Annotated in this window: 22 protein-coding genes and 1 pseudogene; 6 read left to right on the top strand and 17 right to left on the bottom strand. The window is 42.5% G+C overall.

What is annotated here, in order from left to right:
• The 6 genes and pseudogenes from BMZ58_RS21370 to speE form a co-directional block, all read right to left on the bottom strand.
• The coding region (locus BMZ58_RS21370) for a transposase (protein ID WP_482793311.1) at nt 1-210 on the bottom strand (210 nt) is incomplete at its 3' end.
• Between the two features lie 214 nt (nt 211-424).
• Entirely contained in the window at nt 425-2,092 is a 1,668-nt protein-coding gene (gene argS, locus BMZ58_RS20530) for an arginine--tRNA ligase (protein WP_075038393.1), read from the bottom strand.
• Complete coding sequence (locus BMZ58_RS20525; protein ID WP_075038392.1) at nt 2,089-2,529, bottom strand: YwiB family protein; 441 nt, start codon at nt 2,527-2,529, stop codon at nt 2,089-2,091. Before BMZ58_RS20525 ends, argS begins: the two co-directional genes overlap by 4 nt.
• A gap of 83 nt (nt 2,530-2,612) precedes the next feature.
• On the bottom strand, nt 2,613-3,059 hold the full coding sequence (locus BMZ58_RS20520) for a hypothetical protein (protein ID WP_075038391.1): 447 nt from the start codon (nt 3,057-3,059) through the stop codon (nt 2,613-2,615).
• A 526-nt stretch (nt 3,060-3,585) separates the two neighbouring features.
• A pseudogene (speB, locus tag BMZ58_RS20515) lies at nt 3,586-4,457 on the bottom strand (agmatinase).
• A gap of 5 nt (nt 4,458-4,462) precedes the next feature.
• The gene (speE, locus tag BMZ58_RS20510) at nt 4,463-5,293 is read right to left on the bottom strand and encodes a spermidine synthase (RefSeq protein WP_075038390.1); all 831 of its coding nucleotides are present in this window, start codon (nt 5,291-5,293) and stop codon (nt 4,463-4,465) included.
• Nucleotides 5,294-5,544: 251 nt separating this feature from the next.
• Here speE and BMZ58_RS20505 point away from each other — a divergent pair, with 251 nt between their 5' ends.
• Nucleotides 5,545-7,596, top strand: a complete 2,052-nt coding sequence (locus tag BMZ58_RS20505; protein WP_075038389.1) for a transglycosylase domain-containing protein — start codon at nt 5,545-5,547, stop codon at nt 7,594-7,596.
• Between the two features lie 193 nt (nt 7,597-7,789).
• On the opposite strand, the gene BMZ58_RS20500 is transcribed toward BMZ58_RS20505, so the two are convergent.
• The 7 genes from BMZ58_RS20500 to BMZ58_RS20470 form a co-directional block, all read right to left on the bottom strand.
• The gene (locus BMZ58_RS20500) at nt 7,790-8,131 is read right to left on the bottom strand and encodes a YolD-like family protein (protein WP_075038388.1); all 342 of its coding nucleotides are present in this window, start codon (nt 8,129-8,131) and stop codon (nt 7,790-7,792) included.
• A gap of 335 nt (nt 8,132-8,466) precedes the next feature.
• Nucleotides 8,467-9,009 carry a YwhD family protein gene (locus BMZ58_RS20495; protein WP_075038387.1) on the bottom strand — a complete coding sequence of 181 codons (543 nt, stop codon included), beginning with the start codon at nt 9,007-9,009 and terminating at the stop codon, nt 8,467-8,469.
• An 88-nt stretch (nt 9,010-9,097) separates the two neighbouring features.
• Nucleotides 9,098-9,661, bottom strand: coding sequence for a GNAT family N-acetyltransferase (locus BMZ58_RS20490; RefSeq protein ID WP_075038386.1), 564 nt, complete (start codon nt 9,659-9,661; stop codon nt 9,098-9,100).
• 4 nt (nt 9,662-9,665) lie between these two features.
• The gene (locus BMZ58_RS21295) at nt 9,666-10,043 is read right to left on the bottom strand and encodes a hypothetical protein (RefSeq protein WP_167360127.1); all 378 of its coding nucleotides are present in this window, start codon (nt 10,041-10,043) and stop codon (nt 9,666-9,668) included.
• Between the two features lie 2 nt (nt 10,044-10,045).
• Nucleotides 10,046-11,674 carry an ABC transporter permease subunit gene (locus BMZ58_RS20480; RefSeq protein WP_075038384.1) on the bottom strand — a complete coding sequence of 543 codons (1,629 nt, stop codon included), beginning with the start codon at nt 11,672-11,674 and terminating at the stop codon, nt 10,046-10,048.
• 242 nt (nt 11,675-11,916) lie between these two features.
• Nucleotides 11,917-12,417, bottom strand: coding sequence for a YwgA family protein (locus BMZ58_RS20475; protein ID WP_075038383.1), 501 nt, complete (start codon nt 12,415-12,417; stop codon nt 11,917-11,919).
• Between the two features lie 6 nt (nt 12,418-12,423).
• The gene (locus BMZ58_RS20470) at nt 12,424-13,725 is read right to left on the bottom strand and encodes an HD domain-containing protein (RefSeq protein WP_075038382.1); all 1,302 of its coding nucleotides are present in this window, start codon (nt 13,723-13,725) and stop codon (nt 12,424-12,426) included.
• A gap of 232 nt (nt 13,726-13,957) precedes the next feature.
• Between BMZ58_RS20470 and lipL the strand changes: the two genes are divergently transcribed.
• Complete coding sequence (gene lipL / locus BMZ58_RS20465; RefSeq protein WP_075038381.1) at nt 13,958-14,800, top strand: octanoyl-[GcvH]:protein N-octanoyltransferase; 843 nt, start codon at nt 13,958-13,960, stop codon at nt 14,798-14,800.
• A 203-nt stretch (nt 14,801-15,003) separates the two neighbouring features.
• On the opposite strand, the gene pta is transcribed toward lipL, so the two are convergent.
• Nucleotides 15,004-15,975, bottom strand: coding sequence for a phosphate acetyltransferase (gene pta / locus BMZ58_RS20460; RefSeq protein WP_075038380.1), 972 nt, complete (start codon nt 15,973-15,975; stop codon nt 15,004-15,006).
• 282 nt (nt 15,976-16,257) lie between these two features.
• Here pta and hemQ point away from each other — a divergent pair, with 282 nt between their 5' ends.
• The 3 genes from hemQ (at nt 16,258) to BMZ58_RS20445 (ending at nt 18,392) form a co-directional block, all read left to right on the top strand.
• Entirely contained in the window at nt 16,258-16,995 is a 738-nt protein-coding gene (hemQ, locus tag BMZ58_RS20455) for a hydrogen peroxide-dependent heme synthase (RefSeq protein ID WP_075038379.1), read from the top strand.
• A gap of 574 nt (nt 16,996-17,569) precedes the next feature.
• Nucleotides 17,570-18,046 carry a spore coat protein GerQ gene (gerQ, locus tag BMZ58_RS20450; RefSeq protein ID WP_139207386.1) on the top strand — a complete coding sequence of 159 codons (477 nt, stop codon included), beginning with the start codon at nt 17,570-17,572 and terminating at the stop codon, nt 18,044-18,046.
• 85 nt (nt 18,047-18,131) lie between these two features.
• Nucleotides 18,132-18,392: a hypothetical protein gene (locus BMZ58_RS20445; protein ID WP_244151684.1), complete on the top strand. Its 261-nt coding sequence runs from the start codon at nt 18,132-18,134 to the stop codon at nt 18,390-18,392.
• 108 nt (nt 18,393-18,500) lie between these two features.
• Here BMZ58_RS20445 and BMZ58_RS20440 read toward each other — a convergent pair whose 3' ends face one another.
• From BMZ58_RS20440 to BMZ58_RS20430, 3 genes are all read right to left on the bottom strand, one after another.
• A complete protein-coding gene (locus BMZ58_RS20440) occupies nt 18,501-18,869 on the bottom strand; it encodes a DUF423 domain-containing protein (protein WP_075038377.1) in 369 nt (122 codons plus the stop codon).
• A gap of 15 nt (nt 18,870-18,884) precedes the next feature.
• Nucleotides 18,885-19,196, bottom strand: a complete 312-nt coding sequence (locus tag BMZ58_RS20435; RefSeq protein WP_075038376.1) for a YwdI family protein — start codon at nt 19,194-19,196, stop codon at nt 18,885-18,887.
• A 628-nt stretch (nt 19,197-19,824) separates the two neighbouring features.
• The gene (locus BMZ58_RS20430; protein WP_075038375.1) at nt 19,825-21,168 is read right to left on the bottom strand and encodes a sodium-dependent transporter; all 1,344 of its coding nucleotides are present in this window, start codon (nt 21,166-21,168) and stop codon (nt 19,825-19,827) included.
• Between the two features lie 419 nt (nt 21,169-21,587).
• Here BMZ58_RS20430 and BMZ58_RS20420 point away from each other — a divergent pair, with 419 nt between their 5' ends.
• Nucleotides 21,588-22,304, top strand: a complete 717-nt coding sequence (locus tag BMZ58_RS20420; protein ID WP_075038373.1) for a YwaF family protein — start codon at nt 21,588-21,590, stop codon at nt 22,302-22,304.
• Nucleotides 22,305-22,447: the final 143 nt, after the last annotated feature.

Genomic DNA, 22,447 nt, shown 5'->3' with positions numbered 1-22,447 from the left:
ATGGCCGTAGAATTTCTTGAGGATTAGAAGCTTAACCATCATTTCAGGTTCTTTCGAAGGCCTTCCATAATAAAGAGAATAAGAATTTTTAAGGAGATTATTGATAAAGGAGAAGTCCAAATGATCTTGTATAATTCGGAGGGTGTTATCTTCCGGGATTCTGGTGTATAATTCTGTGTAGAAGCTTACTTGACTATGTTGAGTGAGCATCATAAAAACCTCCAATTTGGTGTTTGTTTCTAGTCAATTCAATTCTACCAAAGTTGGAGGTTTTTTTATGCTTTTATTTCATTTTCCTTATTTTAGGAGGCGTTTTTCAGTGGCCTCAGTACATTCCCTCCACTCAACCTTCTTACCAAGTTGGTATAGAAAAAAGAACGCCCTTGCTCGTTCTGCAAAGACGCCCTTTTCCTAATATATGTGCTTACATTTGATTTGGTGCAGAAACACCGATTAAACGCAGTGCATTGTTCAATGTTGTGCGAACAGCTTTCATTAGTGCAATTCTAGCAGCTGTAAGCTCTGGATTCTCTTCATCAAGTACTTTGACAGCATTATAGAAGCTATGAAGGTTAGAAGCGAGATCAAATGCATATTGAGTCACGCGGTGTGGCGTGCGTTTTTCAGCTGCATCTGCCACCACTTGCGGGAACTCTCCCAAACGCTTGAGCAAATCTTCTTCTTTTTCAGCTGTAAGATAACTGCCATCATAAGACTCTTTCTCTAAACCTTTTTCTTCTGCCTGCTTAAGCATTGTACAAATACGAGCATGGGCATATTGGACGTAATAGACAGGGTTCTCATTCGATTGGGAACGCGCAAGGTCCATATCAAAGTCCAGGTGAGAATCACTTGAACGCATAGAGAAGAAGTAACGCATGGCATCGATGCCAACATCTTCCATGAGCTCACGAAGGGTGACTGCTTTCCCTGTCCGTTTACTCATTTTCACCTTTTCGCCGTCTTGGAACAAGTTCACCATTTGGATGATTTCTACTTCCAGTGTATCTTTCTCGTATCCGAGCGCCTGAATGGCTGCTTTCATTCGCGGAATATAACCATGATGATCTGCACCCCAAATATTGATTAAAGTTTGGAATCCGCGGTCTAGTTTATTTTTGTGATAAGCGATATCTGGAGTCAAATAGGTATACGTGCCATCATTTTTAATCAATACACGATCTTTATCATCATCAAATTTCGTTGTTTCAAACCATGTGGCCTCGTCTTTTTGATAGACATAACCCTGATCTCTTAAAACATCCAGGGCATCCGTAATTTGATCACCGTTATAAAGAGATGTTTCCGAGAACCATTCATCAAACGGCACACGGAACTCTTCCAAATCGGTTTTAATTTTGTTCAACAAAAACTTCAGTCCATATTCACGGAAGAATGGAAGACGCTCTTCTTCAGCAACATCTACCCATTTTTCGCCATCTTCGTTCACAAGCTTTTCAGCTAAACCGACGATATCCTGACCATGGTAGCCATCTTCAGGCATGTCCCATTCTTTACCGACCGCTTGCATATAGCGCGCTTCCAAGGATTTTGCCAAGTTGGCCATCTGATTACCGGCGTCATTAATGTAATATTCACGTGAAACATCGTACCCTGCAGCATCAAGAACGTTACAAAGCGAATCACCTACAGCCGCTCCACGGGCATGGCCCAAGTGCAAGGTGCCTGTCGGGTTAGCGGAAACAAACTCCACCTGGATTTTTTGGCTGTCACCAGCGTTCGTACGGCCATATTCATCCCCTGCAGTAAGGATTGTTGGCACAAGCTCCGTTAAATATTGATTGTTCATGTAAAAATTAATGAAGCCTGGACCAGCGATTTCAATTTTTTCAATCGATGCTTTTGTGTTGTCGAACTGTTCCACAAGTTCTGTCGCTATAGCACGCGGGTTTTTCTTCGCTATGCGAGCGAGCTGCATCGCCATGTTTGTCGCATAATCCCCATGCGCTTTGTCCTTCGGTTGCTCTAAGATTACCTCAGGCATTTCTTCCTCTGAAGCTAATCCGGCAGCCAACACAGAACGTACGATTTCGTCTTTCAACTTTTGTTCCATCTGTTCAACGATATTCATGATTCGCTCTCCTCCTCAAACGTCAACGTCAAGCGGTGGGCTTGAGTTACTTCGTGGTTTAACGTCATTGTATAACTCAAATATAGTCGTCCTTGTTTGGATTCCTCCAGGGAGTGGAATTCCAATTTTTCCGTGAATGTCTTCATATGAAAATCACCATAAGTGTGATGATATAGATTTTCTGTCTCTATCGATTCCTGGAAAACTTGGCGCATATCCACGCCTCCGCTCCGCTTAATGCTGACATGTTCAGACTTGATCGTCACCATCGTACTGACCGGATCGCCTTCCTCTGGGTGCTCCGTAAAGGTGATCACTTGGGTATCGCCACGCGTGAAAAATTGCCCAGGCTCCTGGATCTCCATTCTCTCTTTACGATCCTCATCTTGTATTTCCGTGACAAGCTGTACCTGGACGTCTTTTGCGTTACTTGGCATCTCTACTCCACCTTTTTTTCGCCATTTTTACGTACAAGATATAACTAATATATTATAAGAATTCATAAAGAAAAACGCAAGCATCATTCTACCAAATGACTGACATTCTGATGAACCTCGGCAATTTGTGACACATGATTCGGTATGGAATAAGCAGCATATAAAACTAGGATAGCCAAAACAATCGTCATGTACCACTTAAAAGGTAGATTTTTTCGAAACGGACGTCGATCTGGTACGACCGCGAATAGAAGGAATGGAAGTAAAAGACCGATGACTGTCACATCTGTCCGCCAGAGTTTACTTTCTAGCGATACTGCTAATGAAAATTGTAAAAGCTCGTCCATTTTTTCCCCTACGTCCACTTCCGTCGTTTCCTTCATGAAGACCCCCTCTTCGATCACCAAATTCTCACCTTTGAGCTCATAAGAAATGTTAGAAGGGTTCCAATTTGCAAAATAAGTGACAAGAAGCAGTGGAACCATGATTATTATATAGATGGCCGCTACTCCGAATTTCTTTTTATCCAAAACAAAGCGCTCCTTTGTGTATATCTAATTATGCTTCTTCCTACTAGAGGCAATATTATTCTCTTTCGATAAGAGGACCCTCGCTCCCCCCCTGGTTCTGTTTAGCGGCGCCTCACAAAAGCCCCACTTTATCAGTGGTTCTACAATAGATGAATGCTCTATACTATAAATTGCTTGCAGATGGAGCAGAGAGGAAAAGCAGCAGTAATGGGGTACTTCATAAAAATCAGATTGTTACGGTAATAGCCTTACCGCAATAAACTCGTTTTTTACATATATTTCAAGAGATCCTTATACGGTGTTGAGTGGAGGGAATGTGCGAGACTCCTGCGGAAGTAGTGTACTGATCGAGGCCCCGCAGAGCGAGCGCTCGAGGAGGCTTGACCGTACCTCCGCGGAAAGCGAGTACATTCCCTCCACTCAATCTCCCCCAAGGCTTTATATTTCAATCTAAGTAGAGATTTATATTGACTAAATAGAAAAGCCACTATGATGATAGCTCACAGTGGCCTTTCTATTTTAGCATCTATTTGACGAACCCTAAAAGCATTTCGCGTATGAATTTACTTGCGGCAATTTGCGTCTTTTCTGTCGGGTCATAGGCAGGAGCAACTTCTACCAAGTCAGCCCCGACGATGTTCACGTCGCTTTCTGCTATCGTGTGAATACTTGCAAGCAATTCCTTCGAAGAAATCCCCCCGCTTCCGCCGTCCCTGTTCCTGGGGCAAAGGCAGGGTCAAGCACATCAATATCAATCGTTACGTAAACCGGGCGGCCAGCAAGTTTTGGTAAAACCTTTTTCAAAGGCTCTAACACATCGAATTTCGCCATATGCATGCCTGACTCTTTGGCGTATTGGAATTCTTCTCTCATCCCAGAACGGATTCCGAAAGAATAAATGTTTTCGGCACCTATCAATTCGCAGGCTTTCCGAATCGGCGTGGAATGAGAAAGAACCTCCCCTTCATACTCTTCACGAAGATCCGCATGAGCATCAATATGAATGATAGCAAGGTCGGAGTACTTTTTGTACATCGATTGGATGACCGGCCATGTGACTAAATGCTCCCCACCAAGACCTAGTGGAAACTTCCCTTTTTCAAGGAGTTCATCTATATACCCTCCGATAATTTCCAAACTGCGTGCCGCGTTACCAAAAGGAAGAAGCATGTCCCCTGCATCATGATAACTTACATCCTCCAGATGCCGATCTAAGTAAGGGCTGTATTCTTCCAATCCGATGGACGCTTCGCGAATTCGATTCGGTCCGAAGCGGGAGCCGGGACGGAAGCTCACTGTCCAATCCATCGGCATGCCATAGATGACCGCTTCTGCTTCTTCCTCTGTCGCACGGCTCATGATGAACACTTTTCCCGAATAAGCGGCATCAAAACGCATGAATTTCACTCCTTTGTGAGATCCTTGACGAACTTCGGTAATGCGAAGCAGGCACGGTGAATCTCATCCGTATAATATTTTGTATCCATTTCTTCAAAACGATCGTCACTAACCTGCAAAGGATCGTATGTCTTACTGCCGATAGTAAAAGTCCAAAGCCCACTTGGATATGTCGGAATATTGGCTGTGTACACCTTCGTAATCGGGAACGTCTCTTTTACATCTCCATACACTTGACGGATCAAATCCGCTTTAAACCAGGGGTTATCGGTCTGAGCAACAAAGATTCCATCTTCCTTCAGCGCCTTTGCAATGCCTTCATAAAACCCCCTTGAAAACAACTGGACTGCTGGTCCAACAGGTTCTGTGGAATCGACCATGATGACATCATACTCGCCTTCGCTTTTTGCTATATGCATAAAGCCATCCTCCACTCTCACTTCTACACGCTCATCGTTGAGCGCTCCAGCAATGGAAGGTAAATACTTTTTGGAATACTCGATAACTTTTCCATCAATTTCTACGAGGACTGCTTTTTCGACACTCTGGTGTCTCAATACTTCCCGGATGACGCCACCATCTCCGCCACCTACAACAAGGACTCTTCGGGGGTTCGGATGGGTGAATAAAGGAACATGGGCGACCATTTCGTGATATACGAACTCATCCTTTTCTGTTGTCATCACCATATCATCCAGTACGAGCATATTCCCCCACTCTGCTGTTTCTAACATTTCTAAATCTTGAAAGTCTGTTTTCTCGTTATGGAGGGAACGTCTGACTTTCGCTGTAATTCCAAAATGCTCGGTCTGTTTCTCAGTAAACCATGTACCCATGTTGCATTCTCCTTTTTTCATCTATGAAATTTTCTTTGAACTTTTTATTATCAACGGACTAAGAGTCATTCCATTACGGGAAGGTAGAACGCTTCCCTTCATGGACTGGCTTATGCTTGTCGTGTCTACCAGGACGGTTACGCTTTTGATTCAAGAAGTTTATTTTACTACGTAATCTCACATAATAATAGCAGTCTTTATAAAAGTTGAACATATACTATCTATTCTTAACAGTTGGGAGTAAAAATAGAATGCTATTATTTATTAGATCTACTTTTCGTTGGTTGAAACGTGGGGTGAAGTTTTTATTTTTTGCAAGTATATTGGGCATCTGCTGCTCTTTAGGAGTTTTCATTTATGCAATCACTCAAGGGCCTCCGTCGTTGATGACAGAGCAAGTGACTGTTTTTTATGGAAAGGATGGAGAAATCATAGGAGAAGAGCAAGGGGCCGAAGAGCGGTATTGGATCGATATTGAAGAAATGCCAGAAACCATCAAAGAGGCCACCCTCGCCATTGAAGATCGACGCTTTTATAATCACTTTGGTTTTGATTTGAAGAGGATTGCTGCGGCAGCTTTGACTGACATCAAGCAAATGCGTATGGCGGAAGGCGCAAGCACCATCACCCAGCAATATGCCAGGAACCTCTATTTATCTCATGATAAAACATGGAAGCGGAAAATCCATGAAGCGTTGTATGCCTTAAGGCTGGAAATCTTTTATACCAAAGATGAAATCCTCGAAGGCTATTTGAACACGATCTACTATGGTCACGGAGCCTATGGGATTGAAGCAGCTAGCAGGCAATATTTCAATAAAAACGCGGAAGATCTCAATCTAACAGAAGCGGCTATGCTCGCCGGTGTACCAAAAGGACCGAGCTACTACTCCCCTTTGAACAATGAAGAGCGAGCAGAATCCAGGCAGCAGCAAATACTAGCAGAAATGGAACGGAACGGTTATATCACCTCTTCTGAAAAGAGAGCCGCTGTCGAAACCAGCCTCGTCTATTCGGAAGAACAGGAATCGGGTTCAAAAGAAATCGCTCCTTACTTCCAGGATCACGTATTGACCGAGGCAGCTGAATTATTAGGAATCGATCGTGAAAGTGTACAAACAGGCGGCTATCATATCCATACAACACTAATTGAAGAACATCAGAAAATTTTAGAAGAACAAGTGAAAAGAAATATCCCTGGTGATGAAGAAATTCAAGTAGCGAGTACTGTCATGAACAGTAATACAGGGGCAATCAGCGCCCTTATCGGTGGTAAAGATTACGAAGAGAGCCCGTTTAACAGAGCTACTCAGGCAAAACGACCGGTTGGTTCGACCATCAAACCGTTTCTTTACTATGCAGCTCTTGGCGAAGGTTATTCTCCTGTAACCATGAAAGAAAGTCAGCCAACAGAATTCGAGATTGATGGACAGTCAGAACCATATATACCTTCGAATTTTAACAATCAGTATGCGGACGAACCGATCACCATGGCTCAAGCACTTGCTGTATCCGATAACATCTATGCAGTAAGTACTCATATGGATATCGGACCAGAAAAATTAGTCGATACCCTTCAGACTTTTGGGATGGAAGAAAAATTTCAACCTCACCCTTCCTTAGCTTTAGGGTTCTCCTCCATCTCTCTTTTCGATATGGTGAATGCCTACGGGAAAATGATCAAAGGTTCAGAGTCCCTGGAAGGGCACACTATTGAAAAAATTACAGACCGTCATGACAACGTCTTGTATGAGTACCAGCCGCAGTATAACAAGAAAGATAAGGTCGATCCTGCTCGAGCCTTTACTATTACCCACTTGATGACAGGAATGTTCGATTCTACTCTGGACGCCGATTATGCTTCCGTCACAGGCAGCCCCATCAAAGGAAAGCTTACACGGATGTATGGTGGGAAGTCTGGGACAACAGATACAGATAGTTGGATGATCGGTTTCAGTCCCCAATATATATCAGGAGTGTGGATCGGTTATGACGAAGGGGGACGGCAACTTGAATCCTTCAATGACCACCGCTATGCCAAAGCCATATGGGCGGATACGATGGAGGGAATACATGAATCTATTCCTCCTGCTGTTTTCACTCCTCCTCCTGGGGTGAAGGGAGTCTATGTTGATCCTGAAACAGGTTACGTAGCCGGACCGAACTGCCCACAGGAAAGGCTTGTTTATATGGAAAAGTCCGCAATACCTGACAAAGTTTGCGGAGGGGATGATAGCAAGGACCCTGATGATGAATTCAAAGATGATCCCTGGTTCAAAGATGTCGTTGACTGGTTCTTTTGATTCAAGAAGCTTGACGATAGTAAAAAAAGACAAAGAAAGCGACCGGTCATATGCCGGTCGCTTTCTTTGTCCTAGTAAACATGTATAACCCATGTGTTACTTAATATATTACCACGGTTACGGATTCGTCAAGATTCGCTGTCTGGATTATACAATTTTTTCATGAACATTTTGTGAACGAATAGTGAACAAACTATAAAACATCCAAATCAGCGATATCATCCAACAAAAAATGGACCGTATCTTTCGTATCCCAATTAACTCCAGTCACCGTCCGATCCATTTTATTCACACGCTCTATCTTGATGACCATGTCTTCATATTCAAAGCCGTTATGCACCTTCACTTTGACAGTAAGATTATCACTTAATGCCCGTTGCATCAAAAAGTCAATTTCTACAGCCTTCTGTTCATCGATGATGCCTTTTTCAACACGCTGATCTTCCTTCCATAATTTCTTTACCATTTCCACATGCTCTGGCAACATCAGGGAAGTCCACTTGATTGTCCCCCTGTCTCGATTTCGGTTATCCATTGCCATCCCTCCTCCATCACGAACGTTTGTTCTTATTTTAACATAAGGAAGGACTTCGTAAACTGGAATATTCAGGGGGCCATAAGACAAGTTACGGTTATGAATGCAAAAGTATTGGATATATTTACAAAAAGCAAGAAAATAATCCGAATTTCCTCGATATATTTATCAAAGTAACTAACCTCATCTCATTCCGGTTCCATTTTAAAAAAATAAAAACAGAACCATAGACCTATTTCTACCTCCCATAAAAAGCTTCAAGGAAAATCAAAATGCATAACTGTAATTAAAATTTCAGCCAATAAAAAAGCACTCCATATAGAGTGCTTTTCAGCTTATGCGAACCCAAGAGAATCTTTCAATTCTTGATCTGTATTTTCCCAAAGCTCTGGTTTGAAGCTGCGAAGGTAGTCGCCAAGAAGCTGCTTGGACTTGTCGTCCAGATGATCGACAACGAAACGCCCCTTCAACGATTTATCCATATGATTGACATGCTCTGGCATCAATTTGTATCCACGCTTAATGGAGCGATCCACCACGATTTCGCTTGCAGCAACTCCATAGTAGCATGGGTGTCCCTCTCGATAGTCGACCGTCACCCAGGCTATCCAATATTTAAGACCATTTTTCACAACTTCGCGGTCAGTGATGAACTTAATCCGTTTCTCTACTTTACTCCGAGCATGAAGCGCGCCCATATCGACATATGCTTCTTCCTCGTTAGGATCGACGATGACAGGTGTCATGTTTTCAAGACTGATCGACCCTACACCATATCCACCATGACCATCTGTAGAATCATCTTTGATGATCGTAAATTGGTTTTTCTTTTTATCATTGCCTTCACCGTTGTTTTTGAATTGATCAAATTCCTTCATAAAGCGAGCCTCCTCTTCTTATGCCCCTACTATTTTGTCCCATTTTAACATACAAAACAGTTCTTGTTGGATAAGAAGCTCTTCCCCATTAATCAAACGTTTGTTTAAGTTGATCATACTCCTGCTTCAACATAGAAAACACTACCGTATCATGAAAATTATGACCGTCATAATCCGTAGCCCTTAGTACACCTTCTTCTCGAAAACCAAACTTTTTTAAAAGCTGACGTGATCCTTCGTTTTCTGCGAATATGTCCCCGACTATACGATTCAGACCCAACTTTTCAAAGCCATACGGAAGCACAGTACGGAATACTTCTGTCATCACTCCACTCCTTTGAAAATCCGGATGGAGGATAGCTCCCATTTCCGTTTTCTTATGCCAAAAGTTCAGCTTGTGGAAGCGGAATATCCCGATCACTTCCTTGGCGTCATTTTCAATCACCCAGGGGATCTCCTTTTGTTGATAGAACCCTTCGAGTCTCTCAATCAAATTCCCCTCCATCTCTGCTATCGTCTGGACAGGGTGTGGCGTAATAAATTTCATATTTTCTTTATCACTCATGAACGGAAACAGTTTGGAAGCATCCTCTAACCTCACACCTCTCATCGTGTGATTATTTTTCATATGAAATACAGGAATTTGTTCCATACCTTCACCCCTCCTCCGATCGACGTCCACGATAATAGGAATCCTTAGAAATAAAAACGAAATCTTTTTCATCCACCTTTGCAGATGACTCTTTTGCCACTTTCCGTGGAGAAAAAATTTTCTTAAACCATGTGTGTTGCTCCACAGATACACCGACCCTCCTTTGCTGTACTTCTTTAATCCCCTGAATGATCAGCTGCATCGAAACGATGATCACCATAAAGCATACGAGTGCCGGTACGATCAGCCACCACCGTCCCGTCATCAGTGCATCTTTGGCAGCACCAATCATCCCCGACCATTCATGGGTGGTACTCATTGGTGGATCAGGCCAATTAGGATCATAACTGACTTTTGTACCACCGAAATAAATATGAAACACACCTAAATGAATGGGATTAAAAGGGTCTGAATAAATTGCTGCCCGAAGATGATGCCCATCCGCGCACTCAAATGAGGCATCAGATGTTTCCATAGAAGGTGCACAGAGCTGCCTCCCAGCACCTTTGTACTCGTTACAAATTCTTCTTTCATTATCAGTTTCATTTCATTTCCGAAAAGTGTCATGACCAAAGGTACTGCTAATATTGTCAAGATGATCCCCTGATAGACAACCCGCTCTGTTTCCGTCGTCGAAAAGCCTTCAGGGGGCATCCATAATACCGGTCTCAATAATAGAAAGGCAATGATCGTCATTGGTAAAAAGTGCATGCCGTCTACAAGTTTTTCAAAGGTTCTCTGTACTTTTCCCGGTAAGAAAAAAGTATAAGGAACGGCGAGGATAAAACCGATAGCCATCCGCAAAAAGGCAATAGCCAAGCCGAAAAGAATCGTATATTTTGCTCCTATCAATAGTTGATCGAAAACACTGAACCCTAACTGATCGGTACCAAGAAAAACGTATTCCGGCGTATGAGGAGAGGCGCTGACAAGCTCTCCATTATCATCATAGATCAAACGGTATTGGTCGATGAGCGGATCCGCTGTCATTGTATAAATAAGACTGATGACTACAGCGCCAGTAATAACGATGAAACCAATTAAGAATTTAACATTCTTAAAGTGGGCACCGATTTCACCCAGCGCATACCTGCCCCACCCTCCTCCCCCTTTTTTCCAGGAGAAGGATCCGATAAAGCTGTTCATGCGTATATCTGCTTCTTCCACAGCTCTCTCGTCCTTGAAGATTAATAATTCCGCTCCTTGATAAATGATGTAAAAAGGGGTGAACAACATCAATAAAATGAAGCTGGAGGTAATCGGTCGAAAGTCATTCAAAAATGCAGTCGTAATCCCATTCATATTAAAAATGTATTCGATTATCAAAAGGCTAGAGAGTGCTCCCCAAACGATAATCTTCGAATGATAAAAAGCACTCTTAAAAATGTTCCTTAAAATATGTACAAACAAAATGATGGCTTTTTCCAACCCTTTTCCTCTTGCCATTTGAACATAGGACTCTGTCCACTCTTCCTCGATCAAAGCCAGGATAACTTTATACATCGTGACCATCGGGAGGACAGCAATAGCAAGGATCGGAAGTGCATAGACCTTCTCTTGTCCAACAGTTGCAAATGGCATAAGCAACGTCTCTGTCTGTCTATAAAACCAAACAATGAAAAGTTGCAGGGAAAAAGCCAGCAACAAATCCGGGATGCTTTCTAAGATTCCCAATAACCGGTCCACGATTGACCGCATCCATTTCGGGAAAAATACCGTAGCAAAGGCTGCGATGAAGGCCAGTACAAACCCTAGAATGATGCCCCCAAAAAAGACTGTCATGGAATATTGATATGGCTCCCACAAATGCTCAAAAATCGGTTCCGGATTACCCTTGAACAAGTACGTCCATTCCTCAGGGTTCCCTATCTTTATCAACAGCAATTTCAGTTCTTGTATATAGTTTCCTACATTCAAAAAAGCCCCCTGCCGGAATAAAGCTGGTGATGTACTGATCAACAGGATCCCTAAAATCCCCAACATATAATAACCAATAAATTTAACAATCCTCACCTATGTAACCCCCACACATTCCGAGATATTTTAAAGTCAGGGCCTACAGGAAAGGATAGACTGACGAGACCCCCAGGGCGCTACACAGCCGGAGGAGGCTTGCCGTCTCCCCCGCGGGAAGCGAGTAGCTTCCCATCCCACATCCGCCACCCTAAAAGTACTAGTTGGTTTATTTACGAAATAGTCTGACATAATCAGACATAAAGAAAGGTGTACTTTCTTTGTACACCTTTTTCTTTATATTAATGAATGGTACGTAAACTTTCAATAAATTCCCATCCATCTTCAATATCTTCCGTTGTATAGTTTTGTGCACTTTTTACTGTGAAAACTTTTTCCGTTATTTCTTCTTTCGGCAAATGTTCGAAAAAGAGCATGGTGGACACTAACTCTAAGAAGCGGGAACTCTTTCCATTCATCTCTTCAATGTGCTTGTCCAAAGGCGGCAGATCCATTTCATAATGATTAAGAAAGTTACGCCCGCTGTCCGTCAGCTGATAACGGTATTGATAATAGTTCTTCTTTTCTTCTCTTGTTTCACTTATAAACCCAAGGTTACACATCTCTTCCACCCTCAAAGTCAACTCTTCCGAATAGGGGCCGTAGAAATGAAATTGGTAACGTTCTTCAAAAGGGATTTCACACTTTTTTAGTATGTAAATCATCTTTTGCAGCTTCTTCCGTCCCACGATTTCATCTGTACTTGAGAAAAACTGCATCAACTTCGCATGATTCTCCAACATGGAGGTTCACTCCTTATCAAACAAAATTTCCATAATCCGCTTCTTCGTTTTACTTCTACTCGACATTTCCTCTAAACGGTCAAGAGGGATATATAATTTATGATCTGTACGTTTTTTTCCAGAGATCGACTCGACAATATCGGAAAGTCTGGAAAGCTCTTTTAACTCCCCATTAGGTTGAAGGAGGTGAATCGGTAAGCGTTCGCCTTCTTCTCCTGGACGATAAAAATCATACGGAAGGTCAGAACTTGAGTCGACGACAAGGTAATAATCAGGGTTCAAACCAGCTTTTGTAAATAGTTTATAAAGTTCCATCCATTCGTTCATCTGTGCATTCGGATTGAATTCGATATATTTGAAAAGCCGTCGGTTCACGAAACGATGACAAAGATCACTCAACACTTCATCCTCTTCTTCCATCCACGCCTGGAAATAATAAAGAACTACCGCTTCATCGAGAGCTAAATATTCCTTTAATGTCGGTTCGCCTGCGAAAAACGAGAAAAAGTGGGTCGGCTTCAGTTCGAAGTTGTAGCCCGATTCATAAAGTTCTTTTGCGCGATGGAGAATCTTCGTCAAAATCACTTCCGCACTGCGTGTTACTGGATGGAAGTAGACTTGCCAGTACATCTGATAGCGGCTCATAATGTAGTCTTCCACCGCGTGCATCCCACTCTCTTTGACGACGACCTGATCCTCCATTGGACGCATCACTCTAAGGATCCGTTCCATGTCAAAGTGGCCGTAGCTGACGCCTGTAAAGTAGGCATCCCGCTGTAAGTAATCCATTCGGTCTGCATCGATCTGACTGGATATTACACTGACAACTAATTTATTTTCGTAAGTCTTGTTGATGACATCGGCGACTTTTTTCGGAAACCCTTTTTCCACCTTGCTCAATACCTTGTTAACTTCAGTATCTCCGAGTAAAATTGCCTGGGTGAAGTCTTCATGATCGAGTTTGAACACTTTTTCAAATGAGTGAGAAAAAGGTCCATGGCCAAGGTCATGTAAAAGGGCTGCACAAAGACAGAGGAGTCTCTCTTCCTGATTCCAGTTAGGGCGATCAGTGAAATTCTCAATGATTCTCCGGACAATTTCATAAACACCAAGGGAATGGTTGAAACGGCTATGTTCCGCCCCATGGAACGTAAGATAAGATGTCCCCAATTGTTTGACCCGGCGGAGACGCTGAAATTCAGATGTGCCGATCAAATCCCAAATCACCTGTTCCCGAACATGGACATATCGATGCACGGGATCTTTAAAAACTTTTTCTTCACTTAACTTCTCATCACGATAGGCCATCGGTTTGTCCTTTCTACACGACATTTTTATATATTATATACCTTAAATTCCGACAAAAAAACATCTTGACATACAAAAAATGACAGGGTCACCTGTGAAAACCTGTCTGTAAGCACACGGAAATTCATAATGAATTTTTAATCCATCGCAGATTTTACAGTCGATCAGTCATTCATGCAAGAGGCTACTTTTGGTATAATGTACTTTGCTATTGAAAAGGAGAACGAATGTTATGAAACAGCTACACTCACTATTAAAAACAAACGCTTATCGTTTCATCGATCAAAGTAACCTTGGTCCATCATTTTCAGCCTTGCAGTCCTTTGCGATGGATGATGCTTTATCCATGTCCGTCGGTGAACGAATAAGTCCGACAACAGCGAGACTTTGGGTCCATCACGATACCATCGTCCTCGGCATCCCTGACGCCCGCTTACCTTATATAAAAGACGGCATTCACTATTTGAAGGAAAATGGCTATGATGTGGTCGTCCGTAATTCGGGAGGTCTTGCGGTCGTCTTAGATGATGGAGTCTTAAACCTGTCCTTCATCTTCCCAGATTCAAAACAAGTGAATATCCATGACGGTTATGAAGCAATGGTCTCGTTCATTCAGCATCTTTTCGCTGACTTGACTAATGGGATTGAAGCTTATGAAATTACCCAGTCCTACTGCCCCGGCACCTATGATCTAAGTATAAACGGGAAGAAGTTCGCTGGCATATCTCAGCGAAGGGTCAAAAATGGTTCCGCTGTGCAGATTTACTTAGATGTGAGCGGAAGTGGTGCTGAACGGGCCAATCTTTTGAAGCATTTCTATAAAATAGCGAAACGGGAGGAAGAGACACGCTTTTCCTATCCAGAAATCAACCCAGAGGTCATGGCATCAATGAATGAATTATTAGGAACGTCTTTGAGAGTTGCGGATGTTCGTGACCGGATTTTAATGAAAGTCCATGAAATCTCCGGCTATATTGTTACAAATCCCTTAGAAGGGGAAGAAATTGAATGGTTTCATAAACGCTTCGAACATATGATCAAGCGGAATGAAAAAGTGCTCGAAAAGCTTGAATAATAGCTTTCGAGCACTTTTTTTATAAGCAAAAAGGGTTGAATGGCTCTGAACAATGTCCCCCCATCCATTTTAATACTTGAATCAGTACTAAGGCGTCGGAGCCGAATGACATTAATTCAGAACATTTCCCATCGATCCCTGTATTTTATAGCCAATAAAAAAGCTCGCGGACCCGATATCCGCAAGCTTTTCACGATAAACCTTTATAGCGCTTGAGCTGCTGTAATGATAGCTAGCTTGTACACATCATCGGAGTTACAACCGCGGGAAAGATCATTTACTGGTTGATTCAATCCTTGCAAGATTGGACCTACCGCATCAAAGTTACCAAGGCGCTGAGCGATTTTGTAGCCGATATTACCTGCTTCCAGACTTGGGAATACGAATGTATTCGCTTCCCCTTTCAAAGGAGAATCCGGAGCTTTTTTCTCAGCAACGGAAGGGACAAACGCAGCATCGAATTGGAATTCACCATCAATCAAAAGGTCAGAGTTTTGCTCTTTAGCTATTTCAAGAGCTTCTGTCACTTTTTCCGTTTCCGGTGATTGAGCAGAACCTTTTGTCGAAAAGCTTAACATAGCTACTTTCGGGTCAATATCGAAAAGTTCCGCCGTCTCCGCACTCGCCAACGCGATTTCAGCAAGGTCCTGACTGTCAGGTGTGATATTAATGGCACAATCAGCGAAAACATACTTCTCTTCCTCACGCACCATAATGAATACTCCAGAAGTCTTTTTGATTCCTGGCTTTGTTTTGATAATTTGAAGAGCTGGACGAACGGTATCTGCTGTTGAATGAGCCGCCCCACTTACAAGACCATCCGCTTTCCCCATATAAACAAGCATTGTACCGAAATAGTTGCCATCTTGAAGAATTTCACGTGCTTTTTCTTCTGTCGCCTTCCCTTTACGGCGCTCCACGAAGCTTGCAACCATTTCATCAAACTCCGCATAATCTGCAGGGTCCAGAATTTCAGCTGCGGAGATATTCACATTTAGCTCTGAAGCTTTCTGTTCTACTTTTCCCTTATTACCGACTAGTACAGGTGTTAACATACCATCTGCACCCAGTTGACTTACTGCTGTAAGAATTCGTTCATCTAAAGCTTCCGGAAATACGACTTTCTTGCCTTTTCCATCAATCTTAGCTTTCAAACTATCAAATAGGTTACTCATGTTTAACCCTCCATTTTTCATTTCTGTTATACATGATAAGACGTTTTGTGTTCAAATGAAAGTAGTACGAGTTAAGTTTTCCGTGTGAAGCGATTTCATTTTATAACTTTACCCTATTTATCAGGAGTTGATACTTCTTGTCATAGATTTAATAGTCTTTCACGCAGTTAAAGCGAGGGAACTGCTCTTCGTTATCTATAGAGATGTAAATATGTTATATTTATGGAGGAAGTTTTCTTATACAATCACAAACACTTCAATGTTAAAGGAGCGATTGATCCCATGCCAGAAGCAGTAGTTACTATGGATGGTTGGTATTGTTTGCATGATTTCCGTTCCATCGATTGGACAGCGTGGAAATATGCAACAAGTGAAGACCGCGAACAGGCGATCAATGAATTCAAGCAGTTAATCGGTAAATGGGAAGACACAGAAAGCAACAAAGAAGGAAGTCATGCTTTATACACAATTGTTGGACAAAAAGCAGACTTCATGATGATGATTCTCCGTCCGACGATGGAAGAACTAAATGAAATTGAAACAGCCTTTAATAAAACAAAGCTAGCAGAGTTCACGACACCATCTTACTCTTATATATCTGTCGTTGAGCTTTCTAACTATATGGGTAACGCAAATGAAGAGGATCCGGAAATCCAGGCTCGACTTCGACCGACCCTACCGAAGTGGAATCATATTTGCTTTTATCCAATGGACAAGCGCCGGCAAGGAAACGATAATTGGTATGTACTAGAAAAAGAGGAACGCGCGAAACTGATGTACGCACATGGAATGACCGGTCGCCAGTATGCCGGTAAGATTCGTCAAATCATTACGGGGTCCATTGGCCTGGATGATTGGGAATGGGGCGTAACATTATTCGCTCATGACGTTCTTCAGTTCAAGAAGCTCGTTTATGAAATGCGTTTTGATGAAGTGACATCCCGCTACGGCGATTTCGGATCTTTCTATGTCGGAAACATCCTTCAGACAGATGGTATCGATCAATTTTTACATGTTTAATAATGCAAGCTGCCAGTAAACCTGGCAGCTTTTTTCATTCCCCTCTCTTCAATTATTTGGCAGTATTCTTGAAGACTCGATTTCGAGTTTGTGGGTGCTTTAGGGGCTAATGGAAACGGTTCGCCCCTCAATCGTATTATGTGTCTCGAAATCACCAAGAGTTAACCTGCCCGATGGAAGAATCGTGCTATAACGTAGTGGTTATAGCATTTTCAGCATCCAAAACTCCTCTCAGTTCCGAGCATCTCTCTATCGTATGGTGGTTGGGAAAATGGGGAGACTCCTACCGGGATGGATTGGCAGGCGAGACCCTGCAGAACTTTAGCTGGCTTGCCCCAATCACCAAGGAAAGCCTCGTTTTCCAACCACCATCCTCTCAACAAAAGTCTCGAAACTGATCCTTCAAGATAAGGGAGCATTTTTTGTTGTCCTAGAGAAATAAATTTTAATCATAACTTTAGAGTGGTCCTACATATAGTGTTAAAGAACATGCAATCATGCCTTTAATAAAACGATGTTCCGACCCGATCGGACTGTCCTAGTGTTTATTAAATTCCATTAAGGAGTGATTCAGTTGGCACAAAACAAACCACAAATGGGAGGGCAGGGTCAAGGCCAAGGGCAACCGATGTATGGCCAACCCTCTTCCCCGTATTACGGACAAAACCCTTACATGTATTACTATCCCAGCTCCCCGATGCAGAATCAAGGAATGCAGCAAGGGCAGCCAGGCGGGTTACAAGTGCCGCCAATGCAACAAGGGCAGGGTCAAGGTGGAATAAACCCACCTAACATGCTTCCTTCAGAACAATCATACATCGAAAACATTTTAAGGTTGAATGCCGGTAAACAAGCGACGGTTTATATGACATTCGAAAACAATGATCAATGGAATGCGAAAGTTTTCAAAGGAATCATCGAAGCTGCAGGGCGAGATCATATCATCCTCAGCGATCCACAGACAGGTAAACGGTACTTACTATTGATGGTTTATCTTGATTACGTCACTTTTGATGAAGAACTCAATTACAGCTACCCGTACGGCAGTTGATGTAATAGAAGTGGATGGCAAATTATCAATCTTCAATAAACAAAACTCGCTATCTCGGTAGCGAGTTTTTCACTATATCAAAGAAATGGGTGAACAGATGAGACCACCTTATGAGAATTTTCACAAAGCCCAGTTAGCCACCCTCCTATTGACGATCATTCTCGCTGTTGTAGGTTTATTTCAGCTGGAACATCAGTGGATCATTCTACTCATGTTTTACGTTTTGGCCGCAAGCTTTGCTTTAGAAGGTATGTTAGAGATGAAACGACAACAAAAAACGAATGCCATCATCCAAATCATACGTGCTACCATCATTTTGTTTTTCACGACAATTCTTTATTTTTAGGACCACTCGTACTCATAAAAAAAGGGAACCATCCCTCTTCGACCCCCGTAGGAAAAACGACGGTCATGAAGATTGGATCGTTCCTTTTTCATCTATAAAGAGCCCTTATCATACATGTTTAATAACGGCATAACCGAGTAAAACCCAACCGATTAAAAATGATAGCCCACCTATTGGAGTAATCATGGCGAATGTTTTAATCCCTGTCGGTGCATAGATATAAAGACTGCCTGAGAAAAGCAAGATACCGACGAAAAAGAACCATCCTGCACCCGTAATTGCTCCGGTTTGGACTTTGCTCATCAATAAAGCCGTTATGAATAAAGCCATTGTATGGAACATTTGATAATCGACTGCTTTCCCCCACTGCTCCAATCCTTTTTCGGAAACTTTCCCCTCCAGTCCGTGAGCGCCGAACGCTCCAAGTGCCACAGAAAGAAAGCCATTCAGTACGGCTAATACTAAAAATATTTTCATTCTAACTTTTCCCCCTTAAAAATCAAAAATGGAAGACCCGTTCGCCTCCTCATGGTCACTCTTAGTTTCTTGTTTGCTTTGTGGTGTCCGCTGTAATTGAGATGGTTGCTTATCTGCTCCCATCATTTTTCGGATTTCTTCTACTGTTGGTTCTTGGACAGAAGATGGTGACTGGGTGGTGCTTGACTCTTCTTCCAATAGCAAATCGGCAAGCAGCTTTACAGAACGGACATGCTCGCGTACTTTTTGCTGGTCGCCATGCTGCAACATTGCTTCTTGTATCTCACTGGACATCTTTTTTAAGACGGTTTGGTTGGTGATTGCCATGATCATGTGCTCCTTTTCCATAGAAAAATCATATCTCTGTCGTAGTTTAACATGCCCACCATGATTCTGTCCTTTTCCCTCCAGGGTTTTCATGAAATATTCAACAAAATGGCAGTATTCCGGAAGACACGAGTTCGAGACTTTTATTGCGAATAAGGATCGGTGGGGGATAAGTCGCTTTCCATGGGGTAGGCGCTGAGCCTCCGCCCCTTTGCCATATCAGTATCTCGAAACCACTTCTGGGGACTCTGCTTGTATGCTCAAGCGAAGGGGATAATATAAATCGCCACAGTTTGAAATAGAGCGATTTATATCTACTTATGAGTGAGGGGAAGACTCCATCTTAGTAGAGGGATTCGTTTCTCACCTCCATCGTATGGGGTGGTGGGGAAGCTGGGAGACTCCCGTGGGAGAAGGAGGTAGGCGAGATTCCACAGGGCGATAGCCCGAGGAAGCTCGCCAGTTCCCCCACAGGAAAGCGAGTAGCTTCCCCACCACCCCTGACTCCTAATATGGCAAACGAATCCCCGGATTATCACAAAACTGAGTCTTCAAGAATAGGGAGCTTTTATGGGATCAGAACAAAGTGAAAAAGGGCCTCCAGCTTAGTTGCTGGAGGCCCTTTTCGTTAAAGACTTATAACTCCTATCTGGTTCAAGAAAATGACGATAATCATAATTGGAGCGAGATATTTAACGATAAATAACCACACATTCCCTATTATACCATTTTTCAAATCAGTAGCATCCAAAGCTTCCGATTTCTTGAGGCGCCACCCCATCAATAACGCCATCGACAAGCCTCCGAGAGGTAACAAAATGTTCGAAGCAACATAATCCATGGAATCAAGAATGTTCAAGTCTCCGATCGGCGTGATCCCTGACCAAATACCGAACCCAAGAGAAACCCCTATTCCAAGAACGAACATGATGGATCCCATCAAAACACTTGTTTTAAAACGCGTCCAACCTAAAACTCTCATAAAGTATGCCGTTGGTACTTCTAATATAGATACAGAAGAAGATAGGGATGCTAAAATCAAGGCAAAGAAGAACACTAAGCCAATGATGCCACCGAATGGCATTTGTTCAAAAATACTCGGCAGTGTAATAAAAACAAGCGGTGGTCCAGAACTAGGATCGATGCCGAATGCAAATACTGCCGGAAAAATAACAACTCCCGATATAACAGCAAAGAAAGTGTCCATAAACCCTATTCCTAAAGTCGCGCTCGGTAATTTATTTTCTTTCGTCAAATAACTTCCATAAGTCAGCATAGCTCCCATACCTAGACTCAAGGAGAAAAACGCCTGCCCCAGTGCGGCAATATAAATAGATGGCTTACTAAACGCGGACCAATCCGGTTGGAACAAGAATTTCAAACCTTCTGATGCACCTTCTAAGGAAAGACTGAAAAAAGCCAACCCAATCAAAATTAAGGCTAATAATGGCATGAAAATTTTGTTGGCACCTTCAATTCCTTTCTTGACCCCGCTAAGCACGATAACGATAGTAAGGATCATGAACAAAGCTGTCCATGCAATCGGATGCCAAGTATGACTGATAAATTGACCGAATGCCCCTTCATATCCTGCTTCAGGCGATGTAAAGAATGACCCATTAATATAATTCCAAAAGTAAAAAATCGCCCAACCAGCTACGACAGCGTAAAAACCTAAAATTAAAAAGGCACTGGCGACCCCGAAGAAGCCCGTCAAATACCACGGTGTCTTTGGAGCCAATTTTTGAAAGGATCCGACAACATCACTTTCTGCTTTTCTTCCAATACTGACTTCCGTCAGCAAAAGAGGTACACCAATCAAGAGAACGAATAATAGATAAAGTATTAAAAAGGCGCCTCCCCCATTGTTCCCTGCAACGAAGGAGAATCTCCATATATTTCCCAGCCCGACCGCTGATCCCATCGCGGCAAGCATAAAACCTAGTTTCGTCCCCCATTTTTCTCTTCCCATACTCACCCAGCTCCTCTCACTCTTTTAATAATAAACCGTTATCTCTATTTTATCGGCTTAATGAAATATTCATCAGCATACCATAGACTGAGCAAGTGTCCATACGTAATCTGAAATTTCATTTAATTTACAGTCGATAATCAATATTGTTAGGGGTTACAGTCCGTTTTTTTGGCTTTTCGTGATTTTTTTCGGCAAATTGTAAGCATTCTGTACCCGTTGATTTCAAAACTAATGCGGAAGGCATTTCTTTTGTTTTGAAACCATATGCATTACATGCTCGAGGAAAAGCAGGGTTCCACGTTGTTCGAAAATGTTTACAACGAAAACAGTTTAACTTCTTCATACTGACCCTCTCTCTATCAAAATGATATGGTAGAATCATAGCATAGCCAACGCCCATAAACTAGGAGGTCCTTATGGAAAGATGGTTCAGCGAACAAGTCGATCAAACTTTCACCACTTTCGGGTACAGTCATCTCGTCATGCTCGCCATTTATGTAGTTGTTTCTCTTCTTATATTTATAAGGCACGATACATGGAAACAATCCAATTTTTCACATAACCTTATAAGAATCAGTTTACTATCCCTTTTAATTTTATCCGAAATCAGTTACCAGACATGGAGCATCATTCATGGAGTATGGGGGGATGGCAGTCATCTTCCTCTTCACCTTTGTGGTATTGCCTCTTTGCTCGGTGTTCTCGCTCTGATCACCTACCACCCTAAGTTGATTAAGATCACGTATTTCATCGGTTTGTTTCCAGCAGCCATTGCCATGGTAACACCTGATCTCCCCCACGATTACCAACATTATCGCTTTTGGAAGTTTTTTGTTCATCATATGGCCATTTCCTGGACAAGTCTTTTTCTTATTGTCGCTACCTCCGTAAAAATCACGAGGAAGGATTTACTGGAGTCTTTCTTTTACCTGGTCCTCTACAGCTTTTTCATCATTGGTTTCAATAGGTTCTTTCAAACCAATTATTTGTACCTGGAAGGTCCCCCTATTGTCGGAACCCCTCTTGATTGGATGGGAGAAGGTCTCAGCTATTATTTCACTCTATTATTCCTCACTTTTTTTGTTTTTTCCATGATGTACCTCCTCTATAAGCTAATCAGGAAATACACTTAATCTCAGCACCCCTTCCGCCATCAAATTCCAAAAACGCTCCCTATTCTTGAAGACTCAGTTTCGAGACTTTAGGGGGAGTTTAGGGTCTACGGGAAAAGGTTCGCTTTCCGTGGGGCGGGCGGTGAGCCTCCTCGAGCTAAAGC

This window comes from Halobacillus dabanensis, from assembly GCF_900114165.1.
GTDB classification, from domain to species: Bacteria; Bacillota; Bacilli; order Bacillales; family Halobacillaceae; genus Halobacillus; species Halobacillus dabanensis.
This window is presented reverse-complemented; position numbering and strand designations above follow the sequence as displayed.

What these genes read in the sequence shown, in the direction of transcription:
- hemQ (WP_075038379.1), top strand. Translation starts at nt 16,258, where the DNA reads ATGCCAGAAGCAGTAGTTACTATGGATGGTTGGTATTGTTTGCATGAT.
- argS (WP_075038393.1), bottom strand. Translation starts at nt 2,092, where the DNA reads ATGAATATCGTTGAACAGATGGAACAAAAGTTGAAAGACGAAATCGTA.
- BMZ58_RS20445 (WP_244151684.1), top strand. Translation starts at nt 18,132, where the DNA reads ATGGGTGAACAGATGAGACCACCTTATGAGAATTTTCACAAAGCCCAG.
- lipL (WP_075038381.1), top strand. Translation starts at nt 13,958, where the DNA reads ATGAAACAGCTACACTCACTATTAAAAACAAACGCTTATCGTTTCATC.
- pta (WP_075038380.1), bottom strand. Translation starts at nt 15,975, where the DNA reads ATGAGTAACCTATTTGATAGTTTGAAAGCTAAGATTGATGGAAAAGGC.
- BMZ58_RS20505 (WP_075038389.1), top strand. Translation starts at nt 5,545, where the DNA reads ATGCTATTATTTATTAGATCTACTTTTCGTTGGTTGAAACGTGGGGTG.
- BMZ58_RS20430 (WP_075038375.1), bottom strand. Translation starts at nt 21,168, where the DNA reads ATGGGAAGAGAAAAATGGGGGACGAAACTAGGTTTTATGCTTGCCGCG.
- BMZ58_RS20420 (WP_075038373.1), top strand. Translation starts at nt 21,588, where the DNA reads ATGGAAAGATGGTTCAGCGAACAAGTCGATCAAACTTTCACCACTTTC.
- BMZ58_RS20440 (WP_075038377.1), bottom strand. Translation starts at nt 18,869, where the DNA reads ATGAAAATATTTTTAGTATTAGCCGTACTGAATGGCTTTCTTTCTGTG.
- BMZ58_RS20500 (WP_075038388.1), bottom strand. Translation starts at nt 8,131, where the DNA reads ATGGATAACCGAAATCGAGACAGGGGGACAATCAAGTGGACTTCCCTG.
- speE (WP_075038390.1), bottom strand. Translation starts at nt 5,293, where the DNA reads ATGGGTACATGGTTTACTGAGAAACAGACCGAGCATTTTGGAATTACA.
- BMZ58_RS20435 (WP_075038376.1), bottom strand. Translation starts at nt 19,196, where the DNA reads ATGGCAATCACCAACCAAACCGTCTTAAAAAAGATGTCCAGTGAGATA.
- BMZ58_RS20470 (WP_075038382.1), bottom strand. Translation starts at nt 13,725, where the DNA reads ATGGCCTATCGTGATGAGAAGTTAAGTGAAGAAAAAGTTTTTAAAGAT.
- BMZ58_RS20525 (WP_075038392.1), bottom strand. Translation starts at nt 2,529, where the DNA reads ATGCCAAGTAACGCAAAAGACGTCCAGGTACAGCTTGTCACGGAAATA.
- BMZ58_RS20490 (WP_075038386.1), bottom strand. Translation starts at nt 9,661, where the DNA reads ATGGAACAAATTCCTGTATTTCATATGAAAAATAATCACACGATGAGA.
- BMZ58_RS20495 (WP_075038387.1), bottom strand. Translation starts at nt 9,009, where the DNA reads ATGAAGGAATTTGATCAATTCAAAAACAACGGTGAAGGCAATGATAAA.
- BMZ58_RS20475 (WP_075038383.1), bottom strand. Translation starts at nt 12,417, where the DNA reads ATGTTGGAGAATCATGCGAAGTTGATGCAGTTTTTCTCAAGTACAGAT.